Source organism: Pseudoalteromonas sp. CO348, from assembly GCF_004208845.1.
Classification (GTDB): domain Bacteria; phylum Pseudomonadota; class Gammaproteobacteria; order Enterobacterales; family Alteromonadaceae; genus Pseudoalteromonas; species Pseudoalteromonas maricaloris.
Map to the genome: position 1 here is coordinate 1 of NZ_SGPI01000037.1, position 26,545 is coordinate 26,545.

The 26,545-nt window shown below is 42.3% G+C and carries 22 protein-coding genes; 11 read left to right on the plus strand and 11 right to left on the minus strand.

The features are described from left to right. Positions 1-231 precede the first annotated feature (231 nt). Positions 232-1,089, minus strand: coding sequence for a 23S rRNA (adenine(1618)-N(6))-methyltransferase RlmF (gene rlmF, locus EXT48_RS18675; RefSeq protein WP_130165348.1), 858 nt, complete (start codon positions 1,087-1,089; stop codon positions 232-234). A 175-nt stretch (positions 1,090-1,264) separates the two neighbouring features. On the opposite strand from rlmF, the gene EXT48_RS18680 reads away from it, so the two are divergent. Next, complete coding sequence (locus EXT48_RS18680; protein WP_130165349.1) at positions 1,265-2,185, plus strand: alpha/beta fold hydrolase; 921 nt, start codon at positions 1,265-1,267, stop codon at positions 2,183-2,185. On the opposite strand, the gene EXT48_RS18685 is transcribed toward EXT48_RS18680, so the two are convergent. Continuing rightward, complete coding sequence (locus tag EXT48_RS18685) at positions 2,127-3,593, minus strand: sulfotransferase (RefSeq protein ID WP_130165350.1); 1,467 nt, start codon at positions 3,591-3,593, stop codon at positions 2,127-2,129. The genes EXT48_RS18680 and EXT48_RS18685 overlap by 59 nt on opposite strands. A gap of 98 nt (positions 3,594-3,691) precedes the next feature. After that, positions 3,692-6,349, minus strand: a complete 2,658-nt coding sequence (locus EXT48_RS18690) for a TonB-dependent siderophore receptor (RefSeq protein ID WP_130165351.1) — start codon at positions 6,347-6,349, stop codon at positions 3,692-3,694. Between the two features lie 532 nt (positions 6,350-6,881). Between EXT48_RS18690 and EXT48_RS18700 the strand changes: the two genes are divergently transcribed. The 3 genes from EXT48_RS18700 to EXT48_RS24045 all read left to right on the plus strand — a co-directional run bounded on the left by EXT48_RS18700 (position 6,882) and on the right by EXT48_RS24045 (position 9,116). Then, positions 6,882-7,256, plus strand: coding sequence for a hypothetical protein (locus EXT48_RS18700; RefSeq protein ID WP_010379229.1), 375 nt, complete (start codon positions 6,882-6,884; stop codon positions 7,254-7,256). A 55-nt stretch (positions 7,257-7,311) separates the two neighbouring features. Further along, on the plus strand, positions 7,312-8,673 hold the full coding sequence (locus EXT48_RS18705; RefSeq protein ID WP_130165352.1) for a M17 family metallopeptidase: 1,362 nt from the start codon (positions 7,312-7,314) through the stop codon (positions 8,671-8,673). Between the two features lie 212 nt (positions 8,674-8,885). Continuing rightward, positions 8,886-9,116, plus strand: coding sequence for a hypothetical protein (locus EXT48_RS24045; RefSeq protein ID WP_343224331.1), 231 nt, complete (start codon positions 8,886-8,888; stop codon positions 9,114-9,116). 85 nt (positions 9,117-9,201) lie between these two features. Here EXT48_RS24045 and EXT48_RS18720 read toward each other — a convergent pair whose 3' ends face one another. Both EXT48_RS18720 and EXT48_RS18725 read right to left on the minus strand, forming a co-directional pair. Beyond that, on the minus strand, positions 9,202-10,674 hold the full coding sequence (locus EXT48_RS18720) for an aminoacyl-histidine dipeptidase (RefSeq protein WP_130165354.1): 1,473 nt from the start codon (positions 10,672-10,674) through the stop codon (positions 9,202-9,204). Positions 10,675-10,771: 97 nt separating this feature from the next. Next, positions 10,772-11,842 (minus strand): ketoacyl-ACP synthase III, encoded by a 1,071-nt coding sequence (locus tag EXT48_RS18725; RefSeq protein WP_130165355.1) that lies wholly within the window; start codon positions 11,840-11,842, stop codon positions 10,772-10,774. Positions 11,843-12,079: 237 nt separating this feature from the next. Between EXT48_RS18725 and EXT48_RS18730 the strand changes: the two genes are divergently transcribed. From EXT48_RS18730 to EXT48_RS18755, 6 genes are all read left to right on the plus strand, one after another. Further along, positions 12,080-13,264, plus strand: a complete 1,185-nt coding sequence (locus EXT48_RS18730) for an ATP-binding protein (RefSeq protein ID WP_239358935.1) — start codon at positions 12,080-12,082, stop codon at positions 13,262-13,264. Further along, positions 13,245-13,760, plus strand: a complete 516-nt coding sequence (locus tag EXT48_RS18735; protein WP_130165357.1) for a response regulator transcription factor — start codon at positions 13,245-13,247, stop codon at positions 13,758-13,760. Before EXT48_RS18730 ends, EXT48_RS18735 begins: the two co-directional genes overlap by 20 nt. 51 nt (positions 13,761-13,811) lie before the next feature. After that, positions 13,812-14,222 (plus strand): DUF1761 domain-containing protein, encoded by a 411-nt coding sequence (locus EXT48_RS18740; protein WP_045987898.1) that lies wholly within the window; start codon positions 13,812-13,814, stop codon positions 14,220-14,222. A 6-nt stretch (positions 14,223-14,228) separates the two neighbouring features. Then, complete coding sequence (locus EXT48_RS18745; RefSeq protein ID WP_130165358.1) at positions 14,229-14,480, plus strand: hypothetical protein; 252 nt, start codon at positions 14,229-14,231, stop codon at positions 14,478-14,480. Positions 14,481-14,651: 171 nt separating this feature from the next. Continuing rightward, positions 14,652-14,912: a hypothetical protein gene (locus EXT48_RS18750; protein ID WP_010379248.1), complete on the plus strand. Its 261-nt coding sequence runs from the start codon at positions 14,652-14,654 to the stop codon at positions 14,910-14,912. A gap of 136 nt (positions 14,913-15,048) precedes the next feature. Beyond that, entirely contained in the window at positions 15,049-17,058 is a 2,010-nt protein-coding gene (locus tag EXT48_RS18755) for a TonB-dependent siderophore receptor (RefSeq protein WP_130165359.1), read from the plus strand. Between the two features lie 62 nt (positions 17,059-17,120). On the opposite strand, the gene EXT48_RS18760 is transcribed toward EXT48_RS18755, so the two are convergent. Further along, positions 17,121-19,502, minus strand: a complete 2,382-nt coding sequence (locus tag EXT48_RS18760) for a TonB-dependent receptor (protein WP_010379253.1) — start codon at positions 19,500-19,502, stop codon at positions 17,121-17,123. A gap of 205 nt (positions 19,503-19,707) precedes the next feature. Here EXT48_RS18760 and EXT48_RS18765 point away from each other — a divergent pair, with 205 nt between their 5' ends. Continuing rightward, positions 19,708-20,502: a kinase gene (locus EXT48_RS18765; protein WP_130165360.1), complete on the plus strand. Its 795-nt coding sequence runs from the start codon at positions 19,708-19,710 to the stop codon at positions 20,500-20,502. A gap of 35 nt (positions 20,503-20,537) precedes the next feature. Here EXT48_RS18765 and EXT48_RS18770 read toward each other — a convergent pair whose 3' ends face one another. From EXT48_RS18770 to EXT48_RS18790, 5 genes are all read right to left on the minus strand, one after another. Next, the gene (locus EXT48_RS18770; RefSeq protein WP_045987894.1) at positions 20,538-21,386 is read right to left on the minus strand and encodes a Tim44 domain-containing protein; all 849 of its coding nucleotides are present in this window, start codon (positions 21,384-21,386) and stop codon (positions 20,538-20,540) included. Between the two features lie 144 nt (positions 21,387-21,530). Further along, on the minus strand, positions 21,531-22,250 hold the full coding sequence (locus EXT48_RS18775; RefSeq protein ID WP_130165361.1) for a DUF3379 family protein: 720 nt from the start codon (positions 22,248-22,250) through the stop codon (positions 21,531-21,533). Then, positions 22,250-22,765 carry a sigma-70 family RNA polymerase sigma factor gene (locus EXT48_RS18780; protein WP_010605216.1) on the minus strand — a complete coding sequence of 172 codons (516 nt, stop codon included), beginning with the start codon at positions 22,763-22,765 and terminating at the stop codon, positions 22,250-22,252. The genes EXT48_RS18775 and EXT48_RS18780 overlap by 1 nt, the downstream gene beginning before the upstream one ends. 156 nt (positions 22,766-22,921) lie before the next feature. Then, entirely contained in the window at positions 22,922-24,553 is a 1,632-nt protein-coding gene (locus EXT48_RS18785) for a BatD family protein (protein WP_130165362.1), read from the minus strand. Continuing rightward, the gene (locus EXT48_RS18790; RefSeq protein ID WP_130165363.1) at positions 24,547-26,538 is read right to left on the minus strand and encodes a VWA domain-containing protein; all 1,992 of its coding nucleotides are present in this window, start codon (positions 26,536-26,538) and stop codon (positions 24,547-24,549) included. Before EXT48_RS18790 ends, EXT48_RS18785 begins: the two co-directional genes overlap by 7 nt. Between the last annotated feature and the right edge of the window lie 7 nt (positions 26,539-26,545).

The following is a 26,545-nucleotide window of genomic DNA, read 5'->3' on the forward strand; positions in this document are numbered from 1 at the left end:
CATCAAGAGCCCGGATATAAGCACGCAATCACACTAATAATGCTAAAAGTGGCTTGTACAATTGGAGGAGTCCATATAAGGTGCTTTACCCGCCGATGGCTTGATTTCCTTTTGATGACAGTGAAGAACGTACATGTACATCAAAACCAGTTTCAGCAATGTGATGGTTTTTTGCTGTTTGGGATATAGAAAACCTCGCGAGGTAAACTCGCTCCTACCATATACACATTGCTAGGGTTTGAAAAAACTCCAGGCGATAAAACGGCTTGACTTATTACCTTGTTCCATCTCGATCACTTTCACTTGCTCGGCAGCGACCTGTTTAAGTTGTTGTTTTAGTGGTTTGACGTTGTCTTTATTCGATATAAGGGAAGTAAACCAGTAAACTTGCTCTTTGAAAGTGACACTCTCAGAGATCATATCCAGTATAAAGCGCTTTTCTCCACCTTCACACCATAACTCTTGAGCTTGGCCACCAAAGTTTAGCGAGGCTTGTGGTGCTCTGTTTAGGTTTGTCCACTTTCTTTGCGTACCCTTGTTTGCATCTGTTTCACTGGCATGGAAGGGCGGGTTACACATTGAAAAATGATAAAACTGGTTTGCTTTTATTATCGTTTTAAAAAAGTGATTAGGCTGCTTTTGTTGCATCACTTTTACCGGCAACTTATTTAGTTCTGCAATGGTTTTGGCACACTTCACAGCAAGAGGATTGATATCAGAGGCCACAAAGCGCCAGTTATACTCTCTTGATCCTAAGATGGGATAGATCAAATTGGCACCAGTACCAATATCTACGCCTTGCACCTTATCGGGCAAGTTACTTTCATCTAACAGATCTTTCAGCGCATGGATATAATCTGCTCTGCCTGGAACCGGGGGGCATAAAAATTGTGCGGGGATATCCCAAACTTGTATATCGTAGTCTGACTTAAGCAGTGCTTTATTCAACAGTTTTACGGCATCTGGATTGGTGAAGTCGATGCTTTTTATGCCATCAGCTCGGTTGTAAGTAAAATTCTTTAAAGCGGGTTCAATCGCTATAAGCTTGTCTAGATCATAGCCTGAATTATGCTTGTTTCTTGGGTGCACAGGATTCTTCGAATAAATAAAAAGGATTATAACACTTTTAATCGAACGCTTAAGTCTTGAATACTGGCTTTATCTTAAAAGCATATCAACCCTTTATTTGCCCAGTTTAAAAGTTTACTTATCAATCAGTCAACTGGTACGATGAGGCTAGTGTTCAAAGAATAAAAACAAAGAAATGATAGCGCAAAAATCACTATTAGTAGATATAGCAGATGGACATAAACTCCACCTCAGATATATAGCGAAACCGGATAGTAGCGGCCCCGTTGTGTTTTTTATGCATGGTGCGGTTGAAAATGGCAAAATTTTTTATACTGAAAGCAATAAAGGGCTAGCGCCTTTTTTAGCTGAGCACGGCTATCGCTGTTTTGTTGGCGATCTTCGTGGGCGAGGAGAGAGTATACCTAAAATCGACGCTGAAGCGGATTATGGTCAAACTGAATCAATCTTGCACGAAATCCCTGAAATGCTGAATTCTATCGAACGATATACCGGATCTAGAGCACAATATTGGATTGCGCATTCTTGGGGAGGTGTATTGATGAATAGTGTTTTTGCACGCTTTCCTGAAGAAATCCAGCATGTTAATGCATGTGTCTATTTTGGTTCTAAGCGTAGTTTACATAACAATCACCCGAGCAAATTACTTAAAGCAAACCTAATATGGTTTAACGTTGCGCACTATTATTCGAAAAAGCATGGATACTTACCTGCAAAAAGACTTGGTTGGGGGAGTGATGATGAGTCTTTAAAATCACATGCTCAAAGCGCTGACTGGGCACAGAAGCACCCATGGGTTGACTCCGATGACGGTTTTAATTATGCCGCAGTATTAAAAGACATGACGTTACCTCCAATCTTGCACATTGCGGGTATTAAAGATAAAGCACTAGCACAACCTGTCGATATTCAAGCATTTATTCGTGAATCGGGAAAGGGGATACAAGAACTCAGAATTTATGGAAAAAAGCACGGCCATCGGCACAATTATGGGCACATAGACATGTTAACCCATAAACATGCACGTGATGATCAGTTTAAAGATTTGCTGGCGTGGTTTGATCGCTTTGCGGTTGAGCAATCATCTTCTCAATAAACGCTTCATAGCGCTGCCACTTTTCAAGTGGCTGCGTGCTGATTGGTTTTCTGACCTGCGCCTTACTTAAGGTATGCACCGGCTTTTTAGATTTGTGAAACTCCAAGCATTCTGGTTCGTATTTCTGATATAAAAAGCTCAAGCATTGTTTGAGGGACTTTTCAGGCTCTGCGATAAGTTGTTCGTAACTGAGCGTAAAAATATCTCTTTTCATAAATTGGTTAAAATGTGACATCAAGTCGCTTTGCGCTTGCGCATACAAGGCAAATTCACTTAAAGAGCAAAAGTAGGGCTCGCTTTCGGCGAAATGATTACTATAGACCGACCAGGCTGTAGCATTGAGGTTACGAGTTAAATGAATAATTCGTGCCTCAGGAAAGAGCTTGTGGATTAAGCCCAGATTTTGAAAATTAGCTGGAAGTTTATTGATCACCACTTCTTCCGGCACTCGATGCCGCTTGATCTCGTCGACATAGAGTATGCGGCAATGATCTAACATAGAGTTACTTAGTTGGTCTAAACAAGCAGGGAACTCTGCATTATTGCGCTTACTGAGGTAAGGGACAATTTTATCGCTGATCACGGTATTCTCGCCTAGTGTACCAACATGTGAATGTTGCACTAGCATTTGTTCTAGGAGAGTCGAACCAGTTCTTGGCAAACCAACAATAAAAACAGGCGTAAATGTTGTCTTAACCCTATCACTAGGTTTATCAAAAAACGTTTTGTCGCAATGCTGTTTGATTGATTCAAAAAATGGCAGCATGTCTACAGTACGAAACTCGCTCATCAGCAGCTGTGTATCATTCGCTAAAGCATAGTTATCTTGAGCTGCATTAAAGTTACCTAATTGTTCATGACACTTAGCAAGAGCATAGTGGACCACGGTTTTTAGTCTCGGTGCTTCAAACTCATTTTCCAACTTTTCTAAAATCGTTAAGTATGCAGGTAATTCTTTGGCTGAGGACAGCTGTACCAGTTCGTACAGCATAAAGGCAGTTACTGTACTATGAGGACAATCTAACCCCGCTTTAAAGACATTTTTAGCTTGTTCAATAAAGCCATAGTCCAGATAAAATTGACCAAGTTGGTAATGGGCTTGGGCATTATGTTTTGCCACGCTTAAGGTGTATTCAAGTACGGTTTTTGCGTCAACCGGTGAACCAACGGCTAAAAACGCATCGGCCAATGCGAAAAGCGGCTCGAGCATTTTTGGTAAATGTTCGCAGGCTCTTTTTAAATAGTAGATTGCGTTATCATACTGCTCTAAACGCATGCAAATGCGGCCTAAACCAAATAGAGCAGGACCGTTGTTAGGTGACTGTTTAAGTACAGACTTGTACATAAACTCAGCTTCTCTAAGCTTATTTTCGGCCAATAATTCGTTGGCTCGCTTTAATAACAGCATTTTTTTATTCAGAGTTAACTACTTTGCTATATAGGATAAAAATAAAAAGGCGAAATAGCTAATGCTAGTTCGCCTTTGTTTCTGGGTTACAGTAAAAGTTAGAACGTATAGGTTGCTTTCACATAGTAGAAACCACCATTAATACCATATGGTGAAGTTTCATAGTATTTGCCACCCCAGTTGTTATTTGGGATGCCTGTAGCGTCAAAGAAGTCTAGTTCTTCAGCATCTTGGTCAAAGATATTATTTGCACCAACAGATAGACTGATTGAATCTGTTGCAAAGTAGGTAAGCTCTGCATCAAATGTGATTGTCGCGTCCGCTGTTTTTGCCGTTGCATCATAATCTACGTGAACGCCTTGGTATTCACCAAAGTAGTTCATACGAACAAAACCTGAGAAGTTATCCCACTGCTGAGCCCAAGTTAACGTTCCTCTGTGCTTCGGTAAGTCATTTTCTAAACGAGATACCTTGAAATCACCTGTAATAAGAGAGAAACGATCAACTTCTGTTTCATTCCAGTTGTATGCTGCACTGAATGTCGCATAACCTCCAAGCATATCCATAGAGTAGTTACCAACTAAGTCGATACCTTGAGTCGTGGTATCGAAGTCGTTAGTGAAGAAGCTCACCTGCGCCAAGTTATCAACGTTAGGAACACCCGCCGCTTTAAGGGCTTCTTTGTCATCTTGGTCCAACTCTATCTTTTCTGACTGACTTAAGCGATCTGTTACCTCAATATTGTAGTAATCAAGGGTGATGAACAAATCACCAGAGCGATAAACTGCGCCTAATGTGTAACTTTCGGATTCCTCTGGCTGAAGCTCAGAGCCACCTAGTTGTAATGAAATTGGGTTTGTTGGTGGGAGTAGCGCAGAGTCTACCAATACACCACTACTTAGGTTTGTTTGTACGTTAGATACGTTAGCTTGACCTACCGTTGGCGCGCGGAAACCGGTACTGATTGAACCACGTACCGAGAAGTCTTCAGTTACATGATATTGACCGGTGATCTTAAAGTTTGTAGTCGAGCCAAAAGTATCGTAATCTTCGAAACGAAGGGCCCAGCCCATCATAAAGTCTTCAGTAAACGGCGTTTCAATATCAACATAGGCAGCATAGTTACGTCGAGTGTATTCTCCTGCTGCAGAGGGTTTAAATCCAGGGAAACCGTTTGAACCAATACCGAAGTCCTGTTCTGTAAGTGGGCCTGCAATGAATGATGCCTCGTCACCAGCAAGAACTTCGAATGTTTCTTCATGCCACTCAAGACCTGCAGCAACATTTACATCATACGCTAAATCAAAATCATAGCCCTTTGATACATCAAAGTTAAAGTTCTTTTCTAGCTGAATATATTTACCTGGACTGAAGTCCATTGGAGTATCTGGGCCTAACGATGCATTCACGGTATTAGTAATAAAATATCTAGATTCGTTGCGACCAACAGAGCCACTCAAATCCCAATAGGCTCCCTCTAATAAGCCATCTTTAAATTCACCTCTCACACCCATGGTTAACGACGTATCCGTTATATTACCACCGAAGTTTGGTGTAAACCCTGCTGGGAGTATTTGGTTGAAGGCAAAGCAGTTGGCTGCATCTAACTGACCCAATGCTGCTTCATCTGGCAATCCATTCGCTTGAAGTTCAACTACAGGACAGTCTAATTGTGCATCGCGGCCACCATCCAACGCACCTACCAACACCGTTGGAGTTGCTGCATCCCACAATTTTTGCTGTGCCTCGTCTGTTGGACTTCTTCTCATCGGCACGCCATTAACGAGCCTGATTGTACCGCCATAAACACCTGGGCGAGTGGTTGGGTTACGATAATAAAACCCACCTTTTACATCTCGTTCTGAGTAGTTACCAAACATGTAAAAGTGGGCATTATCTGTAACGTCTACACCAACATTACCAAAAATACTGATATCGTCTTTGATTTCGGGTGCACCCCAAATTTGTGCTGGATCTGCAACACCTTCTAAGCCAGCCCCTGCAAATGCTGCTGCGTCAGGACGTTGAACACTGCGGCTGGTCGCATCCGCTTCTTTGTACTGAAAGCTTAGGTTAGCAAATCCATCGTCCGTAAATGGCAGACCTACGTTACCTTCGATCACCGTCGTATCACCGTCACCTTCGTAATATTCACCTTGACGAATAGAGAAAGATCCCCCTTCGCTTGCGTCTTTGAGCACAAAGTTCATTACACCAGCGATTGCATCTGAACCGTACTGTGCTGCTGCACCATCACGAAGTACTTCAACTTGTTTCAGTGCGATACTAGGGATCACTGAAATATCAGGACCTTGAGCACCATCGTTAATACCACCACCTAAAAAGGCAATAACCGATGAACGATGGCGACGCTTACCATTTAACAAAATCAGCGTACTGTCAGCAGGTAATCCGCGTAAGTTAGCTGGCCTTACTAAAGTCGCTGCATCGCTGATAGGGTTTGCGTGTACGTTCAAAGACGGTACTGATCCTTTCAGTAACTCGAGCATGTCAGAACCTGCCGCCTTTGACATATCTTCTGCACCGATGATGTCGATAGGTACCGGTGACTCGCCCACAGAGCGAGGCGCCGCCCGAGAACCTACAACGGCGATTTTTTCGACTTTCTCATCTGCTTTAGCTTTTGTTTGACTGGCTTCTTCAGCCATTACGGTAGTGGTAAGAAGTGAAGTAGTTGCTGCTGAAGCGAGCGCGAAGCGAATTGCACGGCGCAGCGTGTTACTTTTTAGTTTCATCCTGTTTCCCCAGTTGATTGTTGTTGTCATACCAATAAAAAAGGTCATTTATAATATTTTTACCTTTAATACACATATAATTTAATTTGCTATGTGTTGGCAAGCGCTTTTTTAAAATTAGCAGTGATTTCTGAAACTGCAACTTTCTTAATAACTTTTTGTTTAGGCTAAGAAGAATTACAAAATCCGCATGGTAAGTTATTGTTGAAAATGAACTTTTGAGTACTTTAGCTGCTTTTCTAGATAAACACCCAGCAGCTTAAAATTTGTTGTTACAAAATTTGACGAGTTTACTGAAATTTCATTATTCAGTTTTTGTAGATTAATTGAACAGTGCTGAACGCTAGTCTTTGTGTGAGTGATTATTGTACAGTTTTGTGTGGTAATTGAGGTTGATTTTGTTCTAGTTCGTTGTTTTGCACACTTTACGTATAACTTTACTCGCTAGAATAGGTAATTTGTACCAATGGCTAATAGCTAAAGTGCTAAAAATTTTGATAGACTCTGGACAACACTATCTTTGAGTTTATTAATGAAACTGATCAAAGTTGTCCATAAAGCACCGATGCGCGTTGCTCGGATCAGTAAACGCAGACAGCAAATAAGATTGCGCAGAGCAATGATTGCGCTCAAATGCGCACTAGAACAAGAGAAACAAGAAACGAAAGAAATGCTTGAGATATACAAGCGATATACTTTGGGGCGAGCGCATAAGGCTGAACTAAAAACAGCAAACGCCCAACTTGTAGATATTCTCAAAGGGTTAGGACTGGGTGTGTTTGCTGTTTTACCTTTTGCCCCCATTACCATTCCGATAATCGTAAAGGTTGGTCAATTAGTGGGCGTGGATGTTTTGCCTAGTTCATTCAATTTGAAAAAAAAGCCAACAAAAACCAAGGAACAGTGAATTTTCTTTTTAGCCTTGGTAATCTAAGTACGAACATAATAAATTTGAGGCCTACATGAACAACCTACTCGTTCACTCTGCTATGGGTACACCCATTTCTATCTTCTCCGCTGCAGAATTAGCGTCATGGCAAGCGCAGCAGTCAAGTACGACACAGCTTTTCGTAAAAACCGCACAACTTCAGTTGCAAAAAACCATTCTTATTCCGAATGCTGATTCTGGAGAAGTGGAGCGAGTTATTGTTATTGCTGAAGACAATGATTTTTGGCTATTGGGCGATCTTGCAAAGCAGTTACCAAAAGGCACTTACTTTATTGATATCGCTTCTGAGCAAGTTGAGAGTCATGCTATTGCGTTTTTACTGGGGGCGTATCAATTTTCTGCTTATAAAGAATTGCCTGCGATTGTCGCAAAGCTTGCTATCGAAGATGCCAATATACATGCCAAAGTAAAAGCGGCTGTCGAGTCTATTTATCTTGCAAGAGATCTTGTAAACACACCAGCGGCCGACATGATGCCTCAGCACATGGCTGAAGTAATGGAAGAACTCGCCGAGCAATATGGTGCATCATTTGAACAAATCATTGGTGATGAGTTGTTAGAGCAAAACTACCCAACGATCCACATGGTGGGCCGTGCGAGTGATAATGCTCCGCGTTTGCTTGATTTACGTTGGGGTGATGAAGACCATGCAAAACTTACTTTAGTTGGTAAAGGCGTATGTTTTGACTCCGGTGGTCTGGACTTAAAACCAGCGTCTGGAATGCGTAATATGAAAAAAGACATGGGCGGAGCGGCTCATGTTATCGCGTTGGCCAATATGATTATGGCGGCAAAACTGCCTGTTAGATTACGCGTACTTATCCCTGCGGTAGAAAATGCAGTGTCTCGCAACGCCTTTAGGCCAGGTGATGTGATCAAAACACGTAAAGGTATTACGGTTGAAATTGATAATACCGATGCCGAAGGACGCTTGGTTTTATGTGACGCATTGGCTGAAGCGCAAACAGAAGCGCCAGCGCTATTGATAGATTTTGCCACCTTGACTGGTGCGTGTCGCATCGCTCTTGGCACTGAACTGCCTGGTTTTTATTCTACAGATCAAGCGATTGCTTCTGAGCTAATGGAAATTGGTCTGGGTAATGCGGATCCTATCTGGCAACTGCCTTTGTTTGATCAATATAAGGCGCTGTTCAAGAGTGATATTGCAGACATTGCTAACTGTGGTTCGACACCGTTTGGTGGTTCAATTACAGCTGCACTGTATCTAAAAGAATTTGTTGAGCCAGCCACGACACCTTGGCTACATTTTGATGTGATGGCATGGAACGTAAGAGCGTTGCCGGGTAGACCTGTTGGTGGTGAAGCATTGGGTCTTAGAACTATGTTTAGTTATCTTGAGAAAAAGTTTAGCTAATAGTAGAGATTTGAAATCTACAAAAAGCCCAGCTATGTCAGCTGGGCTTTTTGTTTAATTAAAACAACATGATTTCAGGGTAATCATACCAATTTACTTAGGGCCTGTTGATCTTTCAAGTTTGTTTTTGCAGCAGTTTGATTGGTATTTATACAAGGCAGAGCCAGCGTAGCATAGTCATTCTATGTAAGTCTGGCGATAACACAGTAGAAATGCTAATCAAGCGCTGCCCTTTGGGTTCATCTGAGTGCGCTTTGTTCATTGTTGCTCAACTTTTGCCTAGATTACTAGGCGGCAAGTCGAGCGTCGCGACCAAAACACACTCAGAAGAACAAAAATCAAACAGCAAAGGTCAACAGGCCCTAGTTAAGTGGTTTATTTTGAGGCAAGAAAATCTTGTCGATAGCCCGGCAAAAATTTTGCTATTTAGTTGTTCTAAATGATAAATTTTTAACACAGCTAGCGTCAGATTTACTCCCTCAAATTGAGCAAGTATTAAGTCAAATTGGTATTAGTTTTGGATTAATTTTACTGTTTTTCAGGAATGTTTTCTAAAATCCCTTTCATTTGCTGCCAATATAGACCAACGCTTGAAATTTCTACCTTTTCCTCAGGAGAGTGTGGAAATTTGATGGTTGGACCAAAAGAAATCATATCCATGTTCGGGTAAGGCTCTTTGAACAAACCACATTCAAGACCAGCATGAATAACCATTATATGTGGCTTTTCACCGTAGATTGATTCATACATATCACGGAAAATAGCTAATACTTCTGAGCTTGGATCAGGTTTCCAGCCTGGGTAAGCACCACTAAATTCAATATCAGCTTGTGTCAGCTCAGCCAGTGAACGCAACATACCCTCGACATCACTGCGACCAGAATCAATTAATGAACGGATCAAACATAGGACTTCTAGACTGTTATCTGTAGTAGAAATTACGCCCATATTAAGTGAGGTTTCAACAACACCTGGAATATCGTCGCTCATGCGTATAACACCATTAGGGCAAGCATTGAGAAGCGCTAGTACTTTGCTTTTAGAAGCTTCGCTCATTGGCAATGAGTTACTCGTTGAAGTGCTGAGCGCAAATGTGATCCCGGTTTCTATGGCACATAATTCTTGCTTAATGATGGTTTCATAAGCTTCAATCAGCGCTTGGAACTCGCTTATTTTCGCTTCATCAAAACTAATGACAGCGTATGCTTCGCGCGGAATTGCATTGCGTAGGGAGCCACCTCTGACTTCGATAAGTCTTAGGTCAAAGTCTGCGATATGATGCTTTAAGAATCTTGCAAGCAATTTATTGGCGTTGGCACGGCCGGTGTGAATGTCGACACCAGAGTGTCCGCCGCGTAAGCCTTTTAGAGACAGCTCAAAGATTTGATGGTGTTTAGGTAACGCTTCTCGCGCGAGTTGTAGAGTTAAGGATGCATCTACACCACCTGCGCAACCCATGTAGATTTCACCTTCCTGCTCTGAATCGGTGTTAAGTAGGATTTCACCTTCTAACCAGCCAGATTGCAAACCAAACGCGCCGCTCATGCCAGCTTCTTCATCAACGGTTAGTAAGACTTCAAGTGGGCCATGTTTGATATCGTCAGCGTCTAATACGGCTAAACATGAGGCCATACCGATACCATTGTCTGCACCTAGCGTCGTGCCAGTTGCAGTTACCCAGCCATTATCAACATATGGCTTGATTGGATCGGTAACGAAGTCGTGTGCTGTATCGTCATTTTTTTGTGGCACCATATCAATGTGCGCTTGCAATACAACAGGCTTACGATTTTCCATGCCACTTGTCGCAGGCTTTTTGATGAATACATTACCAGTTTCATCACGACGTACGTCTAAATTTTTGCTTTGAGCCCAGTCAACAATAAAGCTTGCTAGTGCTTCTTCGTGTTTTGAAGGATGGGGAATGGCACAAATTTGGTCAAAAAACTTCCAAATTGCTTGTGGTTCTAATTGACTGATCTCGGTATGCGCTTTGAGCACAGTAAACTCCTTGGATGAGAGGTAATAATATTTCAATATTACCACCCACCCAAGGGCAAGATCGAGCAATTAACCCTAACTCGGGAGAATAGGTTAGTTATTGAGCTTGACTTGCGGCTACTGCTGGTGCGATCAATTCAAGGCCTGTTTTATCGCAATCAGGTAAACGTGCATCCGACAACGCAATTGGGGTCGTTCTTTCTCCCCATTTCAAATAGCTAGCAGCCCAGGTTAATCCTGCGCCAAATGCCGCAGACATAATATTAGCCTGTGGTTTAATAAGGCCATTTTCCACGGCTTCACACAGTGCAATTGCAATTGTTGCAGCTGAGGTATTACCATACTTGTCGATATTAACCATGACTTTATCATCTGCAATTTCCAAGCGATTTTGGATAGCTTGAATGATACGAAGGTTAGCTTGATGCGGGATAAGCACATCTATATCGTCTAATGAGAGTTGTGCTTGGTTGAGTACATCGTCACATGCTTCACTCATACCTTTTACAGCCCGCTTGAAGATTTCACGTCCCTCAAAAGAGAGATCAGAAGGTCCGGTGCCTGCACAGCGATCCATATCCGTACCATAGTTTGGAATGTGTAATATACTTCTATCTGTGCTATCACAGCCAGTCTTGGTGCCTAATAGCCCGGTTGGTTCGTCACTTGCTTCAAGCACGACAGCACCTGCACCGTCGCCAAATAATACTGCGCTGTCACGCTTTGCCCAGTTTACATACCAAGTCATACGCTCAGCTGCAACAACGACTGCTCTTTTAATCATACCGGCTTGGATCTGTGCGGTGGCATTTTGTAATGCATACAAAAAGCCCGAACAGGCAGCATTGGTATCACATGCTGCAGCACCAACAGCGCCAATATTTTTTTGTACTAAAGAAGCTGTATTTGCCACCATAGTTGACGGTGTGCAGGTAGCAAGTAGCACAAGATCGATATCTTTACCTTCAAGCCCTGCACATGCCAAAGCGTGTTGACTGGCCACCGTTGCAAGTTCAGCAGTGCTAACATGGCTAACGCGTCTGGATTTGATACCTGTTCTCGTACTTATCCATTCATCATTGGTGTCAACGATAGTGCTAATTTCATCATTACTGATGCTAGCTGGTGGAATACACTTTCCCCAGCCCGTGATTTTTGCATAAACCATAGTGTCTCTTAATCTAATCCGACCAGTTGGCCAATTTTTTATTTATACCAAATCCTTCACGGTATTGCCATAAAAGCGTCGCAGAGGTTCGTATTAGCGCGATATAACTGACCTCGATCACACCTATTTTTGTTAGATTAGGTATAATTCTTTTATCTTAGCTTAGCTTCTTACATTTTCATGAAAATTGCGTTTTCGCCCAACTCTGCATTGGGCCAACTGTTGCTGTTGCGGTCAGTGGCAATCGTTATCCAAATTGTGATGCTAGCGATAGCGGCTGTCGTTTTTGGTAAACAATTTGATTTTGTTTCTGTGGCTGCGGTGGTGGCTGCGGAGTCGGTATTTCAGCTATTAAGTATTTACGCCTACCGTAACACAAAAGAAGCAGCGCCCATTGGCATGACAATGCAATTGTTGGCGGATATCTTGTTTCTTACTATTTTGTTGGATCTGACCGGCGGAGCAACCAATGCATTCGTGTCCTTGTTGGTACTGCCAACGGTTATTGCAGCAGTAACGATCCCAACTATCAATATGTTGATGGTGTCGGCTGGGGCGATTGGTGCTTATCTCTATCTTTATATAAAAATGTCTCATGAACATGTCCACCATATGGATATGAGCACTCACTTGCTTGGGATGTTAGTTAACTTTACTTTCACTATCATAGTCGTTGTTACCGTGGTGAGCATATTGGTAAAGCAAAATCGAAAAAAAGAGCGGGCTATTGCTTTGTTACGGGAGCAGCAGCTACAGCAAGAGCAATTAATCGCATTAGGTAGTGCGGCCGCACAAGCGACCCATCAACTCGCCACGCCAATCGCACATTTGGCGCTATTACACGAAGAGCTGGAGGAGTCGTATCCAAAAGAGGCATGTGTTCAAGAAATGTCAGAACCTCTTGGGAAATGTAAGGAGCAGCTTAATGTCTTTAGAGAATTCACTGAGTATTTAAAGTCAGCGTCTAAACAAATGATAACTGTAGAGCATCTTGCTGAGCAGTTAAAAGAATTAACGAATTTACAATATCCACAGCAGCATTTTCGATTCGATATCACTAATGTTCAGGGGACACTGTGCGATGATCCTATGTTGATGCCTTCGATTTTAAATCTTATTAGTAACAGCGTGCGAGCAAATGAACAAGCAAAACAGACTGACATCGACGTGATATTTACCTCAGAGTCGACTGAACATGTGATCACCATACTTGATAGAGGTGAGGGAATTGCAGAAGAAAGGCTAGCGCAGTTAGGACACTATGTAGTGAATAGTGAATCAGGACTTGGCATGGCAGTACTACTTAGTCATGCGACAATTGAACGGCTTGGTGGACGTCTGCTGATTGAAAGCGACCTTACTTATGGCACAAAATGTACAGTTAAACTACCAAGGGTGAGTGATGAAGTTACTGCTTGTTGAAGATGATGTGCCTTATGCGCAGACATTAATACGGCGCTTGGAAAAACAAGGTTTTAGTGTTGAACATGTTACTTCCATTGAAGATATGCAGGTGGCTTGTAAACAAGAGGTTTTCGGCTACATATTATTGGATATGAAACTTGGTGAGGCCAACTCGATAAATTTCATAACACAAATAAAGCAGCTCAATGCAAATGCTCGCATTGTCTTACTAACGGGTTATGCCAGCATTGCGACAGCGGTTGAGGCGATAAAATTGGGCGCTGACGACTACTTAACTAAACCTGCAAGTACCAGCTTGATAGTACAAACGCTATTGGGAGAGAAAGGCCAAGAAATTGTGGAAGAAGTCATGTCTCCAGAACGACTAGAGTGGGAACATATTCAGCAAGTTTTAAAGGCAAATGAAGGTAATATCTCTGAAACTGCGCGGCAACTTAACATGCACAGAAGAACGCTGCAGAGGAAATTACAAAAGAAACCTGTTTATAAGTAGGTTTTCACTTATACTCATTATTAAATAAAATGAAATATGCTGAGTTAGTCGATGATACTCTCATTTGAAGCATTAAACCTTTGGGCAATTATTCTCGCCGCTTTGTCTTCCTTTATGTTAGGTGGTATTTGGTATTCGCCTATGCTGTTTCAAAAAGCTTGGATGGAGGGGTGTGGACTGACAGAGCTTGATTTACAAACGAGCGATCCCAAGATGACTTTTGGCGTCGCATTTTTGTTGTCTTTGTTATCTGCTGTGTTTATGGCAGTAATGCTTGATCTATCGCTCTCTTTGCTAGCGGCTACTGGAGTTGGGCTTGGTGTGGGAGTCTTTTTCGTCGCCTGTTCACTAGGAATAAGCTATATATTTGAGCAGCGCCCGATGAAACTGTTTTTAGTCAACGGTGGCTATCATGTGTTACAGTTTACGCTCATTGCATTTGTACTCAGGATTATGAGTTAATTCGGTATGGCAAAACCCAATAAAAAAGGCCCTGTTAGAACTGTCGATATTTATTGTGCTGGATGCCGTCAGCAGCTATTTAAGTATCGTAAGGGAGGCAAGGGCAGCCTAGTTAAATGTTTTAAAGAACGGATCACCCAAGATTTTACCGCCAACCAAATAAACTGCCCTCATTGTGAGCAAGAGTTTGCCCGCGATACATTAGTGAGAGGTGCGCCAGCACTGAAAATAATTGGTGGCAAGGTCACCTTCAAGTAGTCATTACTTCAATTTTCATTGCTCACTTTTTGTTGTTATCAGACAAATGTCCTGTCTTGAGTTTTCCAATTTGTTACTATCTCGCCGTTTGGCTTTGCTGTTTCAATGAATGAAAATGACCCTTCCCATGGAACTGGGCCAGCCTCTTGGGTCTTGCTAAATGGAAAAAACATGATCGATTTAATGTTCGATATCATCGGTATGACAGGCACTTTCTTGGTTGTTGGTGCATTCTTTATGCTACAGCTGGAAAAGGCATCTCCCGATAGTTTAACGTATAACTTAATGAATTTAAGTGGTGCGATCCTACTACTGATTAGTCTTTGTTATAACTTTAACCTTGCAAGCTTTGTGATTGAGCTATTTTGGATTGCAGCCTCTCTAATTGGTTTATTTAAATATTTCAAAGCGAGAAAGTTGGCATCTGCTTAGAGTCTAAAAGAAAAGGCTAATCAAAAACTTGCGTAGTGGCTAGGAGCAAGTATTATTAAGTTAATCATATGCTGCTACGTAGGTTAGAGTAATCTAACACTACGAGTGAAGTGTGGGAACATAGAGCTCGTATAATATGAAAAACTTAAGCGCTTTAATTAAAGTCACACCATTATTACTTCCTTTTGCGGTAGTCGCTGAACCAGAAGCTACGGACTCCGACCTTTATCAGCTTTCATTTGAAGAGCTGTTGAATGTAAATGTGTCTATCGCAACCAAAACCGACGAAACGAGAGCATCGGTTCCCTCTAGTATTACTGTTTTTAATTCAGAACAAATAAATAGCCTAGGTGTCGACAGTGTTTATGATTTGATGAACTTTGTACCTGGCTTTCAATCTACTCGAGGTGATTGGGTAGGGGCTGTGCCCAAAGAGCATACCCGCGGTGTGTACTTGGATACTGGACATGTGTTAGTGATGATTGACGGCCAAAGGCTCAATGAGTCCTCATTTGGTAAAGCATCAGTCTACACACCTTACATTCCGATTGAGATTATCAATAAAGTTGAATTTATCCGAGGTCCCGGTTCCGCCCTATATGGTAGTAACGCCTTTCTTGGCGTGATGAATATTATTACCAAAAAACGTAATAATCAGCTTTCTGTTGGTTATGGTGAACACGGCAGTGCGCAAGCAGCGTTGAATTTTTCGAGGCAAGTGTCGGATGAAACACGGCTCTATGCCAATTTAGCATTTAATAAACGCTCAGGGGATAGCTATTTTGGAGGTGCTGTAAAAGACCCGTTAGAATCACTTTTTGTTGTATTTGGAGGTAGCCATCAAGCGTTAACATGGCAAGTAAGGTTTAACCGTACTCAACTTGATGAGTTTTTCAATCTTTCCCGTTATTCCCCTGAAAACGAGCATAAAAGTGAGAACTATGCAGCAACATTTGAGTATCATTGGCAAGCTACTGAGCAACTTGAGTTAACGCATAAGCTGAGCTTTATTAAGCATAATATAGAAAGTGCAGGACTCATCGTTACAGCAGCAGAAATTGGTATCACGCAAGGAGGGGACTTCTTAGTTGGTCCAGCTTGGCAATCCAGAGACTTAACTTATAACCTAGATGGTGGTTATAAACAAAACGACCGGTTACAGTGGAATTTTGGCGTTGAGCTATCAAAAGAAGAACAAAGTAAAGCTGGCGTTAGAACCTCATATTACGATCAAAGTGCCGGTGATATCATCATCTATAACCACACTTATTTAGGTGGTATTCAAACCATATCTGATTACGCCCCTTTTTATCCGTTGCGACAAGACTTTGATTCATATGCTGGATACGTTCAAGCAAAGTATCGGTTTAGCGAGCAACTGAGTATGTTCGCGGGTGCACGATATGACGAAGTGAAAGACATAGATGATAAATTATCGCCTAGGCTCGCGTTCGTTTATGGTTACGATGAGGCAAACACTTTTAAGTTGCAATATGGTGAGTCTTTTCGTACCCCTGTGAGCAACGAACTTAATTCAAACGATGATGTTACATCAGGTAATTCGGAGTTAACTTCAGAATATGTAAAAACCACAGAGCTTGTTTGGCACTATCAAGATGAGTCTAAACAGTTTGATGTTGTGTTATTTGATAATGAGCTGGAGGATTTCATTAATCTAGTACCAATAGATGATGAACAAGCTGAGTTTACATTTGATAACGTCTTTGAGACGAGCATGCAGGGTATTGAAGTTAATGCTAATTTTAATCTGAGTGGCACAACTTGGATACAAGGTGCATACACCCAGTTATTTGACGAGCCATTAAATGGCAGTTTTAAAAAGTTTGCTGCACTTGCCTTTACTCATAAAAGAGAGGCGGTAGAAGTAACTTTAAATGCAATTTGGCGAGACACAACATTTATACCTGCTCCCCCTGAGTCAATTGTTGATGATTTCGAGCAGTCAAGTTACTACCTCATCGGCGGCACCGTTTCTTTCAATTTGGATAATAACGCTAAAATTCAACTGAAAGCTGAAAATCTTTTTGATAAAAAATACACCGTATTTGATCCAAGATTGATTGACGGTCATGTGCCACAACAGGGCAGAAATTTAGTGATTCAGTATATTAAGAATTTTAATTAGCTGATGGGGTAGGTGTTTCTAGAATGGATGTGCCACCTACACGGTGGCACATTTTTTATCACTTAAAAGAACGTATAATCAACACGTAGGCTGATTGTGCGGCCATTTAGGTAGTTAATATACTCTTGAGCTGCTGAATTATTGGCGTTTCTAGAGCGAGCACGCATATAGGTAGCAGTTTCTTTATCAAATAGGTTATTAACGAATACACTTAGTTTTAGACTATCACTTAGCTGAATACGTCCTGATAAATTAAAGACACTATATGCTGGTGTTTTGTCTTCATCACGAACATTAAAGTGTGTTTTATATTCATCATAGAAAGAGTATTCGCCTCGGATGTAAGCATCTTTACCGAACAATTGAATATTTTGATCAAGCGCTAGGTATGCATTCCATTCTGGTACCATAGTCATCTTATCACCAGCACTTGCGGAGATAGAATCATTGTCTTCTGTGATCTCTGAGCTTGTATACGACGTGTTGAATGACATCGTTAAGTCGTCAGTTAAACGAGCCGTTGACTCAAACTCAAAACCTTCAGACTTAGCTTCACCGCCGTTAGCTGTATATGAGAAACCACACGTGTCCATGTATACTGAAGTTTTAATATCAGTCCAATCGATGCGATAGATAGCGGCTGAGAAATCAACCTTTCTGTCAAGTACGCTTGCTTTCAAGCCTAACTCGTAGTTTTCGATAGCATCAGACGTGTAACGGTCTTTACGGTTTTTAGCAAGTGGATCGGCCTCACATGAAGCTGCTAATGGACCATTGTTACCACCTGGTCGATATCCTTCTGAATATAAACCATATACAGACATTTCTTCACTTGGACGGTAAGAAACACTGAACTTATAGCGGTTACCTGATTCTTCACCACTTAGATTATCTTCAGAGGTTGCCCAAATACCTTCTTGCGTGTAGTGAGAACCATCTTTAAGTTCAAAGCGGCGTACACCACCATTCACTTCAAGGCTACCGGAATCACCTAAATCAAATTCGTATGCAACATCCGCGAAGAAAGCGAGTTCTTCTGAGTAATCACGAATGTTGGTAAGGTTCCAGTTGTTTTGCGGGTTGCCAAATGTATCTTTACCAATTTGTGTCGCATCCGCACCCCACCAATTAAGTGCTAACGCAGATACTTTGTCACCTTTTTCATGATATTGGTTTTGGTAGTCTGGATCGTAGCCGTACTCAACTTCGTCATAGTAAGCGCCGATAGTCCAAGATAGAGGCGAGTTTACATCAATATTTTGGAAACGCAGTTGGTGAGTCACGCGCTCATATTTACGATGGTCAATGATCCAAGTACGGAACATATCTGACGCATCTAAGCGACTCCATGCAGTTTGAATGCTGTCTTCTTCATAAGTACGGTGAGAGCCTGCGTAAGTTAAAGACGCAATATCTAGGAAGTTATCATCCTGAATATTTAAAGTGAAAAGGTCATTAGTGGCATCAGACCATGGGTCCATTAAGTCCCACACTTGGTATTTTTGTGGTACGCCCTTGTTAGCGATTGGCGCGTTACCCGCGTTACATTGAGGTCGCTCTGCAGTTTCAGGGCAAGAAACTTTAAAGAAGTCGACATCATACCCGTAAGCCGCTTCCTCATTGGCAGTTAAGCTGTAGTCCCAATAATAACCTGGTGTAGAACGGTCACCTGTTGTTGTACCCGTGTCGCTGAATGTCGTATGTGCGTAGCCGAGAGTAACTGAAGTTTCTGGGTCCACTTGCCATAATAGTTGGCTGCGGATAAAGCCTCGATCTGCGTTACCCTGAACACCTGTGTTCATGTTAACCATTTGGTAACGTTCATGTTCTGTATTACCACTTACACGTAGTGCTAATGTATCATCAACAAGTGGAATGTTAACACCCATTGAAATATTACGATGTAGACCATCTACATCTTTTTCACTTCCAATCTGTGTAGATGCGAAAAATTCAAACTCATCAAGTACAGGCTTCTTAGTGATGATCCTCACCGTACCACCGATAGCATTGGAACCATAAAGTGTACCTTGTGGTCCTCGTAAAACCTCAACTCGCTCTACGTCGTTTAAGTTTTCAAAAGTGAAAGGAACATCATCGACAAAAACACTGGTTGTATCTGGAAATGCTGTGTTACCTCCACTCAGCCCACGCAAAATAAGTTGACCTCTGGGAGAAGCTGCCCCTGCAAGTGTTCTATAAAAGTCTTCTGCTGATACTAAGTTACGATCAGCAATGTCCATAGCTGAGATAGTAGAAACCTGCATTGGGATTTCTATGATGGTTTCTTCTTTACGACGAGAGGTAACGGTAATTTTTTCAATTTGTTCTTTAGCACCGTCTTCTGGTTGCTCTTCCGCGGTTGCGTAAAAGCTTGCTGATGCAGCCAGCATGCTAAGGCAGAGAGTACTCTTAGCAAATGGTATCTTCCCCAGTGGTTTCATTGTGATTTCCTTTATTGTTTTTGTGTGAAAAATGCAATAGTACCTATATTGGCACTATTGCTTATGTATCAATGAAGGGTAAAAATAATTTATTAATGTAAATTATTCAAGTTTAATGTAACTTTATTTTTGTTGTGGTGTTTTTGTTTTACTTAAGTCTATACTAATCATAAGGTTACTAATCTGAAAAATAATGCATAGAAATATGGAATTAGCCAAAAGTCTAATAAGGTTTGGAATATTTAATTCTAAGAAAACACTCGTTATCGGGGTTTCTGGCGTTCAGGGCTCTGGTAAATCAACACTAAGCTATTCTCTTTGTAAACAACTTAGGGAAGTTGGCATTACCTGTAAGTGTGTGTCTCTTGATGATTTTTATTTAGATCCAGAAGAGCGGGCAGTGCTTGCTTCAAAGTTTCATCCGCTGTTTCAACAAAGAGGCTTGCCTGGTACTCATGATCTGCAACTATTACAAGATGTTATAGACAGGTTTAAACGCGGCGAAGCATTAACTTTACCTGTATTTGATAAATCAATAGATAGGAAGTTGCCAAAATCAAAATGGCGAAAAGTTGATGCGGGTTTACAGGTACTTATTATCGAGGGATGGTGTATGGGAGTGGCGCCGCAGCCTAGCGATGCGTTAGCATCTCCCGTTAATCAATTTGAGCAAGAGTTTGATAAAGACGGTTCGTTTCGCTTACAAGTGAATCAAATTTTATGTGAAGAGTATCAAGCTATTTTTTCACAATTAGATAGTCTCATTTATTTAAATGGAATGAGCTTCGACAGAGTATATCAGTGGCGCCTGCAACAAGAGCATATGCTCAAAGCATCGACTGGAAAGGGGATGAGTGATGAGCAAGTTAGACAATTCATCCAGCCATTTCAACGCCTTTCGGTATGGGGGATGCAAAGCTTACCAAACATCGCAGATATTGAAGTGTGTTTGGGTGAGGATAGAGCAGTGCTGCAAATAAACACTCAACTTGGTGAATAAACAAGTTGAGTGTAATTTTTACTAAAGTTGATGAATTAGGCCGCTAGCTCTTCAACACCAACGATTAACCAAGGGGCATCCCCCGTCGTTTTACGCTCTAAGTGCCATATTTCGTGGATAGGTTCTTCTTGCATGTCGCCGAGGTCACGATATTTGCCAGTAAACTTAATGCTAACTTCCCAAACGTCAGGGCGTGTATCTGCACGGACTAACTCAGCATCAACAAACATCACTTCAGTGTTAACGTCGCCTTGCTGCTCTCGCTCACGTTTGAACTCTTCAACCAACTCTGGACTCAAGTATTCAGAAACCGTCGAAAAGTCGTTGTTATTCCAAGCGGTTTGAATGGTTTGATAATGCTGCCTTGCGCCTTGTAAAAAGCCGTTGATATCAAAATCTCTAGGCAGGTTCATAGGCACGCTACTTGCGCCAAAACCACCGCCAATTGGTCCTTGGTTTTGAAATTGTTGTGGTGGTGGCGTATTGTTGTAGCCACCCATATGCGGCGCACCGGCATAACTTGGCTGCTGTTTTTTTGCAAGCATGCCTTTAACCAATTTGAAGATTAAAAAGGCAGCAGCGGCAAGCAAAATCATTTCAAGGAATTGAAATCCTTCAAAATCATCGCCAAGCATTGCGGCAATTAGACCACCGGCTAGTAATCCGCCAAGTACACCGGCCATAATGCCTTTTTTACTCGACTTAGGTGTCGTAGTCGATTTTGCATTTAATGCTTGTGTATCAGTTTGCTGCTTTTGCTGGGTTGTTTGTGTTTGCTGGGTTTTTCCTGAGCTCTTACTACCAAACTTCTTTCTTGCTTCAGCATTAAAACTGGCTGTAAATAAAAAAGAAACAAGGGAAAGTAACACAATGAAATGTTTCATAAAGTTCCTATATACCAAAATAACTGCCGCCATTGTAAAGAACTAACATGGCTATTTAAATAGGTATGTACCTCAATTAAATTTGTATTTTGAGAGGTTTAGTAAGGATATTGAGACACCGCCCCAAAGAGTGGGGCGGTGGCGTTATAACCAGCGTAGTGAGCTTGTCACTTCTGATTGGAAGGTTTCAATCGGCGTACCTCGGTTTGCCACCAGTATGGTGTTGGCTTTACCATCATGAGCAATTAAGCCTTCAAAGCGGCTATCTCCAAAACTATCTTTGCCGTCAATCGTGCTTTGTTGACCAGCTGGCACGACAAAAACCGTGAGTGGACCAAACTCGGATTGCATAACCAAGTGAAGGCTTTTTTGGCCTTTAAAGTTACAAAATGTCGCGTAAACCACTTTACCCGGTAAGTTGTCGAACTTACCCCCAAACATCGCGAGCTTCTCGTTCACGGTTTGCAGTGACACTGTTTCTTGCTTTTGCAGTGCATTTTCTTCGTAATACACATGAGCAAGCGCATGTTCACCGGTATCGACAGGGTGTCCAAAACCGCCAAAGTAAAAGACCACGGCGGCAAAAAATACACTGGCGGCAATCGCAAATGGTGCAGTAGCGCGTCTAAACCAAGACATTTTCACTACTTTGTATTCTTCCGTTTCAAGCTCCTTTTGCTTTGCAATTATCTTATCAGCCAACCCCTCAGGCACATCAATATCGAGTGATTTTCCCAAGAAATCGTCGAAAGCTTGCATTTCTTCGACCAGTGCTTGCAACTCAGGTTGCTGTTCGGCCTGTTTCTTGACCTCTTCATCATGAGGATCAGCAACGAGGCGGCGTCGAAATTCGAGTTCATCCATCAGTTTGATGCCCCCTTTATTGGTTCATATTCAGTCGTTAAAGCGTCTTTTAGCTGGTTGCGAGCACGGTATAACCTTGTCATCACCGTGTTTTTATTCAGCTCAAGTATATCGGCGATTTCATCCCCAGAGCATCCCATCACCACTTGCAGTAGCAGTGGTTCACGATATTCTGGTGCTAAGTTGGCTATTTGTCGTTGCACAACGGTTTGCTCCATTGCATCATCCAAAGCCGAACTGGTATCGTCGACCAGCGTATCTTGTTCAACCTCCGCATAGTCAAATTGCTTGCGCTCAAAACGACGTGCATTCTCTCGTCTTAAAATAGTTAATAACCAAGGCTTTGCTGCATTTTCATCTTGTAATGAATCGAGTGCGCGCCAAGCCCGCAAAAAAGTTTCTTGTACTAAGTCTTCTGCTATTGTCGGATCGCCAGACAACCAATAAGCGAACTTATATAGCTCTTTGTGGTACATCCGAACCAGTGACTCGTAGTGATGTTGTTTACTGGCCATATCTATGAGACCTATCTTTTTGCAGGTTTATTTCAACAAAAACTTATTTTATTTTAGTTGATTTTGGGAGTGTATCTCACACCAAGCATAATGGATCTGTTAATTATTTACTAACAAATCTAGTTCGTCTTGCAATAAAAAAGCGCCCTGAGGCGCTTATTGATATAGATTGCCTAAATTCTGGCTTTTATTTGTGTGAACCGTGCTTTTTACACTGGTTTTAATTTCATCATATAGTTGAGACAAGTCTACTTTTGCGCTATTGCCTCCATACAGCGAGCTTTGTAGCGTTTGTACTTGTGCTCGCAATGAGCTGGGCTGAAGTGCTAGCCATTGTGTCATGGTGATATTTTGTTGTTTGGTGTAGCGCAGTAGCGCTTGATAAAAGCCCGCTGGGTTATCTTGCTTAACCGCTTTTTCAAACGAAATAAAAGGTGCTGGATTTTCATCAGTGACCGTATTGACTAGTGGGTTTGAGGCAGGTTTTGCTCTTAGGCGCCATATTAGTAATGTTATTAGCCATAATACGTATCCGAAAGCGGCGAGTCCCCACATCCATAGCGGGATAACTTGCTCTGTGATCACGTTGGTTTGCGTAGCCGTTGATGGATTTACGTTTGGACTTGAAAGCGGCTGCGGGATTGGAGCAGCCTGTGGTAAGGCAGGCTGATTTGGGTCATGAATCACGCTGACAGACTTACTTGGCAATGTCGCAAACTCTTCACGTTTAGTGATGGTGTTAAACCAAGGTAGTTTTACTTCGGGCAGAGTAAAATCACCGGCAAGTTGCGGTAGGTAAGCAAAAGAAATGGTTAACTGTGAGATGACTTTTCCATCTCGGGTAATTTGCTTACGCTCTGACGCGTCGGGATAAATTCTAAACCCATTAACGTCTTCGAGCTGAATGTCAGGAAGCTGCTCTTTAGTAACACCCACTGCAGTGAGTGTTAGTGTTCGCGTGATAGGCGTCCCAACCATAAACTCGGTATCTTTGGGCTGCCATTCTTCAGAAAAATTCAAATATTCACTGGGTAGCCAGTTATCAGCAGCGTTAGTTGGGATTGGAGATACCGAAAAGTCAATGGTATTGCCAACCGCAGAAGTCGCCATTCTACGATAGCCATCTCTGATCTGGCCGTTGAAGATCGGCGGCTCTATGCTGAAATCACCACTTTTTTGTGGTTGGATCATATATTCGCGAGTGAGCACCATGTAGCGTCGGCCGTCAATAACTTCGTATTCTTCATTGGCTTTGCCCAATTGTGTGAAATTAGCGCCATCTGAGATTGGGGCACTCAGTTGACCATCTAGTAGTTCTTTTCCTACATAGAGCTTAACGGTATAAAGCGCAGCCTGTTGAACATAGAGATTTTTTGTCTTGAGTTCGGTTTTTACGAATATATCTTCACTTTGCTGCTCATCATCACGAGCGACAACTTTTATTTCGATCGGCTGGGTCGTTTCACCATCTACTTCTAACGCAGGAATGGTGTAAGTACCCGGAGTGCGAGCAACGAGCTGCATTTGCCAGGTAGTGGAGCTTGAAACGCTACCATTAATGATACTGGTTCTTGAACTGGTATTCACCGGGCTGGTGATAAAGTCGTTACTAAGCACAGAAACATCAGGAATGGTGCCTTTGACTTTGCCCTCAGCGATAATCGACAACGTGAAATATTCACCTGCGAGCACTGGGTTTTTGTCTACGCTGGCTGTGAGATTTTCCAATGCCAACGTGGCGTGGCTTAATATCAACAAAGACAGACAAAATAGAATGCGTTTTACCATGATTTTTCAGCTCCTCTTGGTAGACGTCTTTGTTTACGTTGTTGTGCTTCTAGTTGCATTTTATTTCTCAATAATATGGCCGGATCATCAGGTACTTTTCTAAGCAGTTGATTAAGCTGTTGCGCTTTCTCAATTTCTTCAGGGGTAAGTGGCCGACTATCTTGCATCATTGCAGCCTGTGCCTTTTCTTCATCCTGCGGTGACTGCTTGGGATCGGGCGTAGGTGCGGCTTGTGCTTGCTGTTGTTTTTGCTCTTGAGTTTGTTCGTCAGCTGCTTGCTGGTCTTGGCGGGCAGCATCTAGCTCTGGCTCGTTGTTGTTTTGTTCTGACTCACTTCCTGCTTGTGAATTCTGTTGGTCTTGCTGACCTTGTTGGTCTTGCTGACTTTGTTGGTCTTGCTGACTTTGTTGGTCCTGCTGACCTTGTTGGTCCTGCTGACCTTGTTGGTTCTGCTGACCTTGTTGGTCTTGCTGACCTTGTTGGTCCTGCTGACCTTGTTGCTCTTGCTGACCTTGTTGGTCCTGCTGACCTTGTTGGTCTTGCTGACCTTGTTGGTCTTGCTGACCTTGTTGGTCTTGCTGACCTTGTTGGTCTTGCTGACCTTGTTGGTCCTGCTGATTTTGCTGCTCTTGCTGATCCTTTAACGCTTCGACTAACGCTTTATTATCCTTCGCTTGCGTAAAATCAGGATCTAGGGATAAGGCTTTTTCGTAGGCAGAAATTGCGTCGTCTAATTTACCAAGCCGTGCTAGCGTATTGCCCAAATTGTATTGGCCTTCTACTGAGCTTGTTTGTTCGAGTGTTTTTACCGCTCCTTCGTAATCTCCAGCTTTATATAGGGCTGCACCTTTTAGTACCGGATTATCGGCAAGAGCAGCTTCATCGAACGCTTCATTTTGGTAGGCCTGCAGCGCGTTTTGGTCGCTATTTTTAAACCACTGTGTCCATTCATTCGCCAGCGCTTTTTGCTGTGGCAACATCGCAAAAACAACCAAAGCACTTAGCATAACTGCGTGATTTCGAACCAATAGCAGTGCGAGTGGAATAAGTACAATCAGCAGATATATTCCCGCATCTACTCGCCACTTAGCACTTTCTTGGTCGCGTTTAAGCACCGATGTATTTGCACCCAAATTTGGCTTAAATGTCTCTATGTCACTGCTGTCAGCAGTATAGCTGGCAAATTTTCCACCCTTAACTCTAGCCAGTTTTTCAAGTCGAGTCGGGAATAACTTTGGTACGACTATCTGACCATATTGGTCTTTTAAAAAGCCGCCTTCAGGTAATTTGATTGGTGCGCCTTGCGCCGTACCTAAGGCATAGATACTTAACTTAAATGGGCTGTCAGAAAGAAGCTTTTGTACATCTTCTGCGTCTTCTTGTTCAAGTCCATCGGTTACCAAAATAATGTCACCATAGGTTGCACTTGCACCTGTTAACAAGCTAACGGCTTCTTCGATACCTGCATATACGTTAGAGCCTTTTGAGGGCATGATCTCTGGACGAAGGCTCGGGATCAAGTTCTCAAGAGTAGTGACATCAGTTGTGAGTGGCGATACAGTAAAAGCATCGCCTGCATAGGCAACTAAACCTGTTTCGCCTTCTTTAAATTGCTTTAGCATGTCTAAAGTTTTAAATCTCGCTTGCGTTAAGCGGTTTGGCGTGAGATCGGTTGAGTACATAGAATAAGACATATCCAGCACTAACACTCTAGGTGCCTGAGTTTTAAAAACCGGTACTTCTTGTTTTTCGATACTTGGCCCTGCAACCGCAATAATGGCCAACAAAAAGAACACAATTCCAAGCCAAGAGTTACTTTGTTTTTGGTGTTTTTGACCATCGGCTCCCATCACCACCTTCATCAGGTGCGGTGCGATAAGTTGCGCTGATTTTTGATTGGACTTTTTAGACCATTGCAATGCACTGTATACCACCCAAGGAATAAGCAACCAAAGCAGGTGTGGGCGAATAAATTCAAATTCCATAATATAT

Coding starts and splice junctions, on each gene's coding strand:
- EXT48_RS18790 (WP_130165363.1), bottom strand. CDS start 26,538: ATGGAATTTGAATTTATTCGCCCACACCTGCTTTGGTTGCTTATTCCT.
- EXT48_RS18770 (WP_045987894.1), bottom strand. CDS start 21,386: ATGAAACATTTCATTGTGTTACTTTCCCTTGTTTCTTTTTTATTTACA.
- EXT48_RS18705 (WP_130165352.1), top strand. CDS start 7,312: ATGAACAACCTACTCGTTCACTCTGCTATGGGTACACCCATTTCTATC.
- EXT48_RS18700 (WP_010379229.1), top strand. CDS start 6,882: ATGAAACTGATCAAAGTTGTCCATAAAGCACCGATGCGCGTTGCTCGG.
- EXT48_RS18745 (WP_130165358.1), top strand. CDS start 14,229: ATGGCAAAACCCAATAAAAAAGGCCCTGTTAGAACTGTCGATATTTAT.
- EXT48_RS18725 (WP_130165355.1), bottom strand. CDS start 11,842: ATGGTTTATGCAAAAATCACGGGCTGGGGAAAGTGTATTCCACCAGCT.
- EXT48_RS18750 (WP_010379248.1), top strand. CDS start 14,652: ATGATCGATTTAATGTTCGATATCATCGGTATGACAGGCACTTTCTTG.
- EXT48_RS18785 (WP_130165362.1), bottom strand. CDS start 24,553: ATGGTAAAACGCATTCTATTTTGTCTGTCTTTGTTGATATTAAGCCAC.
- EXT48_RS18755 (WP_130165359.1), top strand. CDS start 15,049: ATGAAAAACTTAAGCGCTTTAATTAAAGTCACACCATTATTACTTCCT.
- EXT48_RS18685 (WP_130165350.1), bottom strand. CDS start 3,593: ATGCTGTTATTAAAGCGAGCCAACGAATTATTGGCCGAAAATAAGCTT.
- EXT48_RS18740 (WP_045987898.1), top strand. CDS start 13,812: ATGATACTCTCATTTGAAGCATTAAACCTTTGGGCAATTATTCTCGCC.
- EXT48_RS24045 (WP_343224331.1), top strand. CDS start 8,886: ATGCTAATCAAGCGCTGCCCTTTGGGTTCATCTGAGTGCGCTTTGTTC.
- EXT48_RS18780 (WP_010605216.1), bottom strand. CDS start 22,765: ATGGCCAGTAAACAACATCACTACGAGTCACTGGTTCGGATGTACCAC.
- EXT48_RS18735 (WP_130165357.1), top strand. CDS start 13,245: ATGAAGTTACTGCTTGTTGAAGATGATGTGCCTTATGCGCAGACATTA.
- EXT48_RS18690 (WP_130165351.1), bottom strand. CDS start 6,349: ATGAAACTAAAAAGTAACACGCTGCGCCGTGCAATTCGCTTCGCGCTC.
- EXT48_RS18775 (WP_130165361.1), bottom strand. CDS start 22,250: ATGGATGAACTCGAATTTCGACGCCGCCTCGTTGCTGATCCTCATGAT.
- EXT48_RS18765 (WP_130165360.1), top strand. CDS start 19,708: ATGGAATTAGCCAAAAGTCTAATAAGGTTTGGAATATTTAATTCTAAG.
- EXT48_RS18680 (WP_130165349.1), top strand. CDS start 1,265: ATGATAGCGCAAAAATCACTATTAGTAGATATAGCAGATGGACATAAA.
- EXT48_RS18760 (WP_010379253.1), bottom strand. CDS start 19,502: ATGAAACCACTGGGGAAGATACCATTTGCTAAGAGTACTCTCTGCCTT.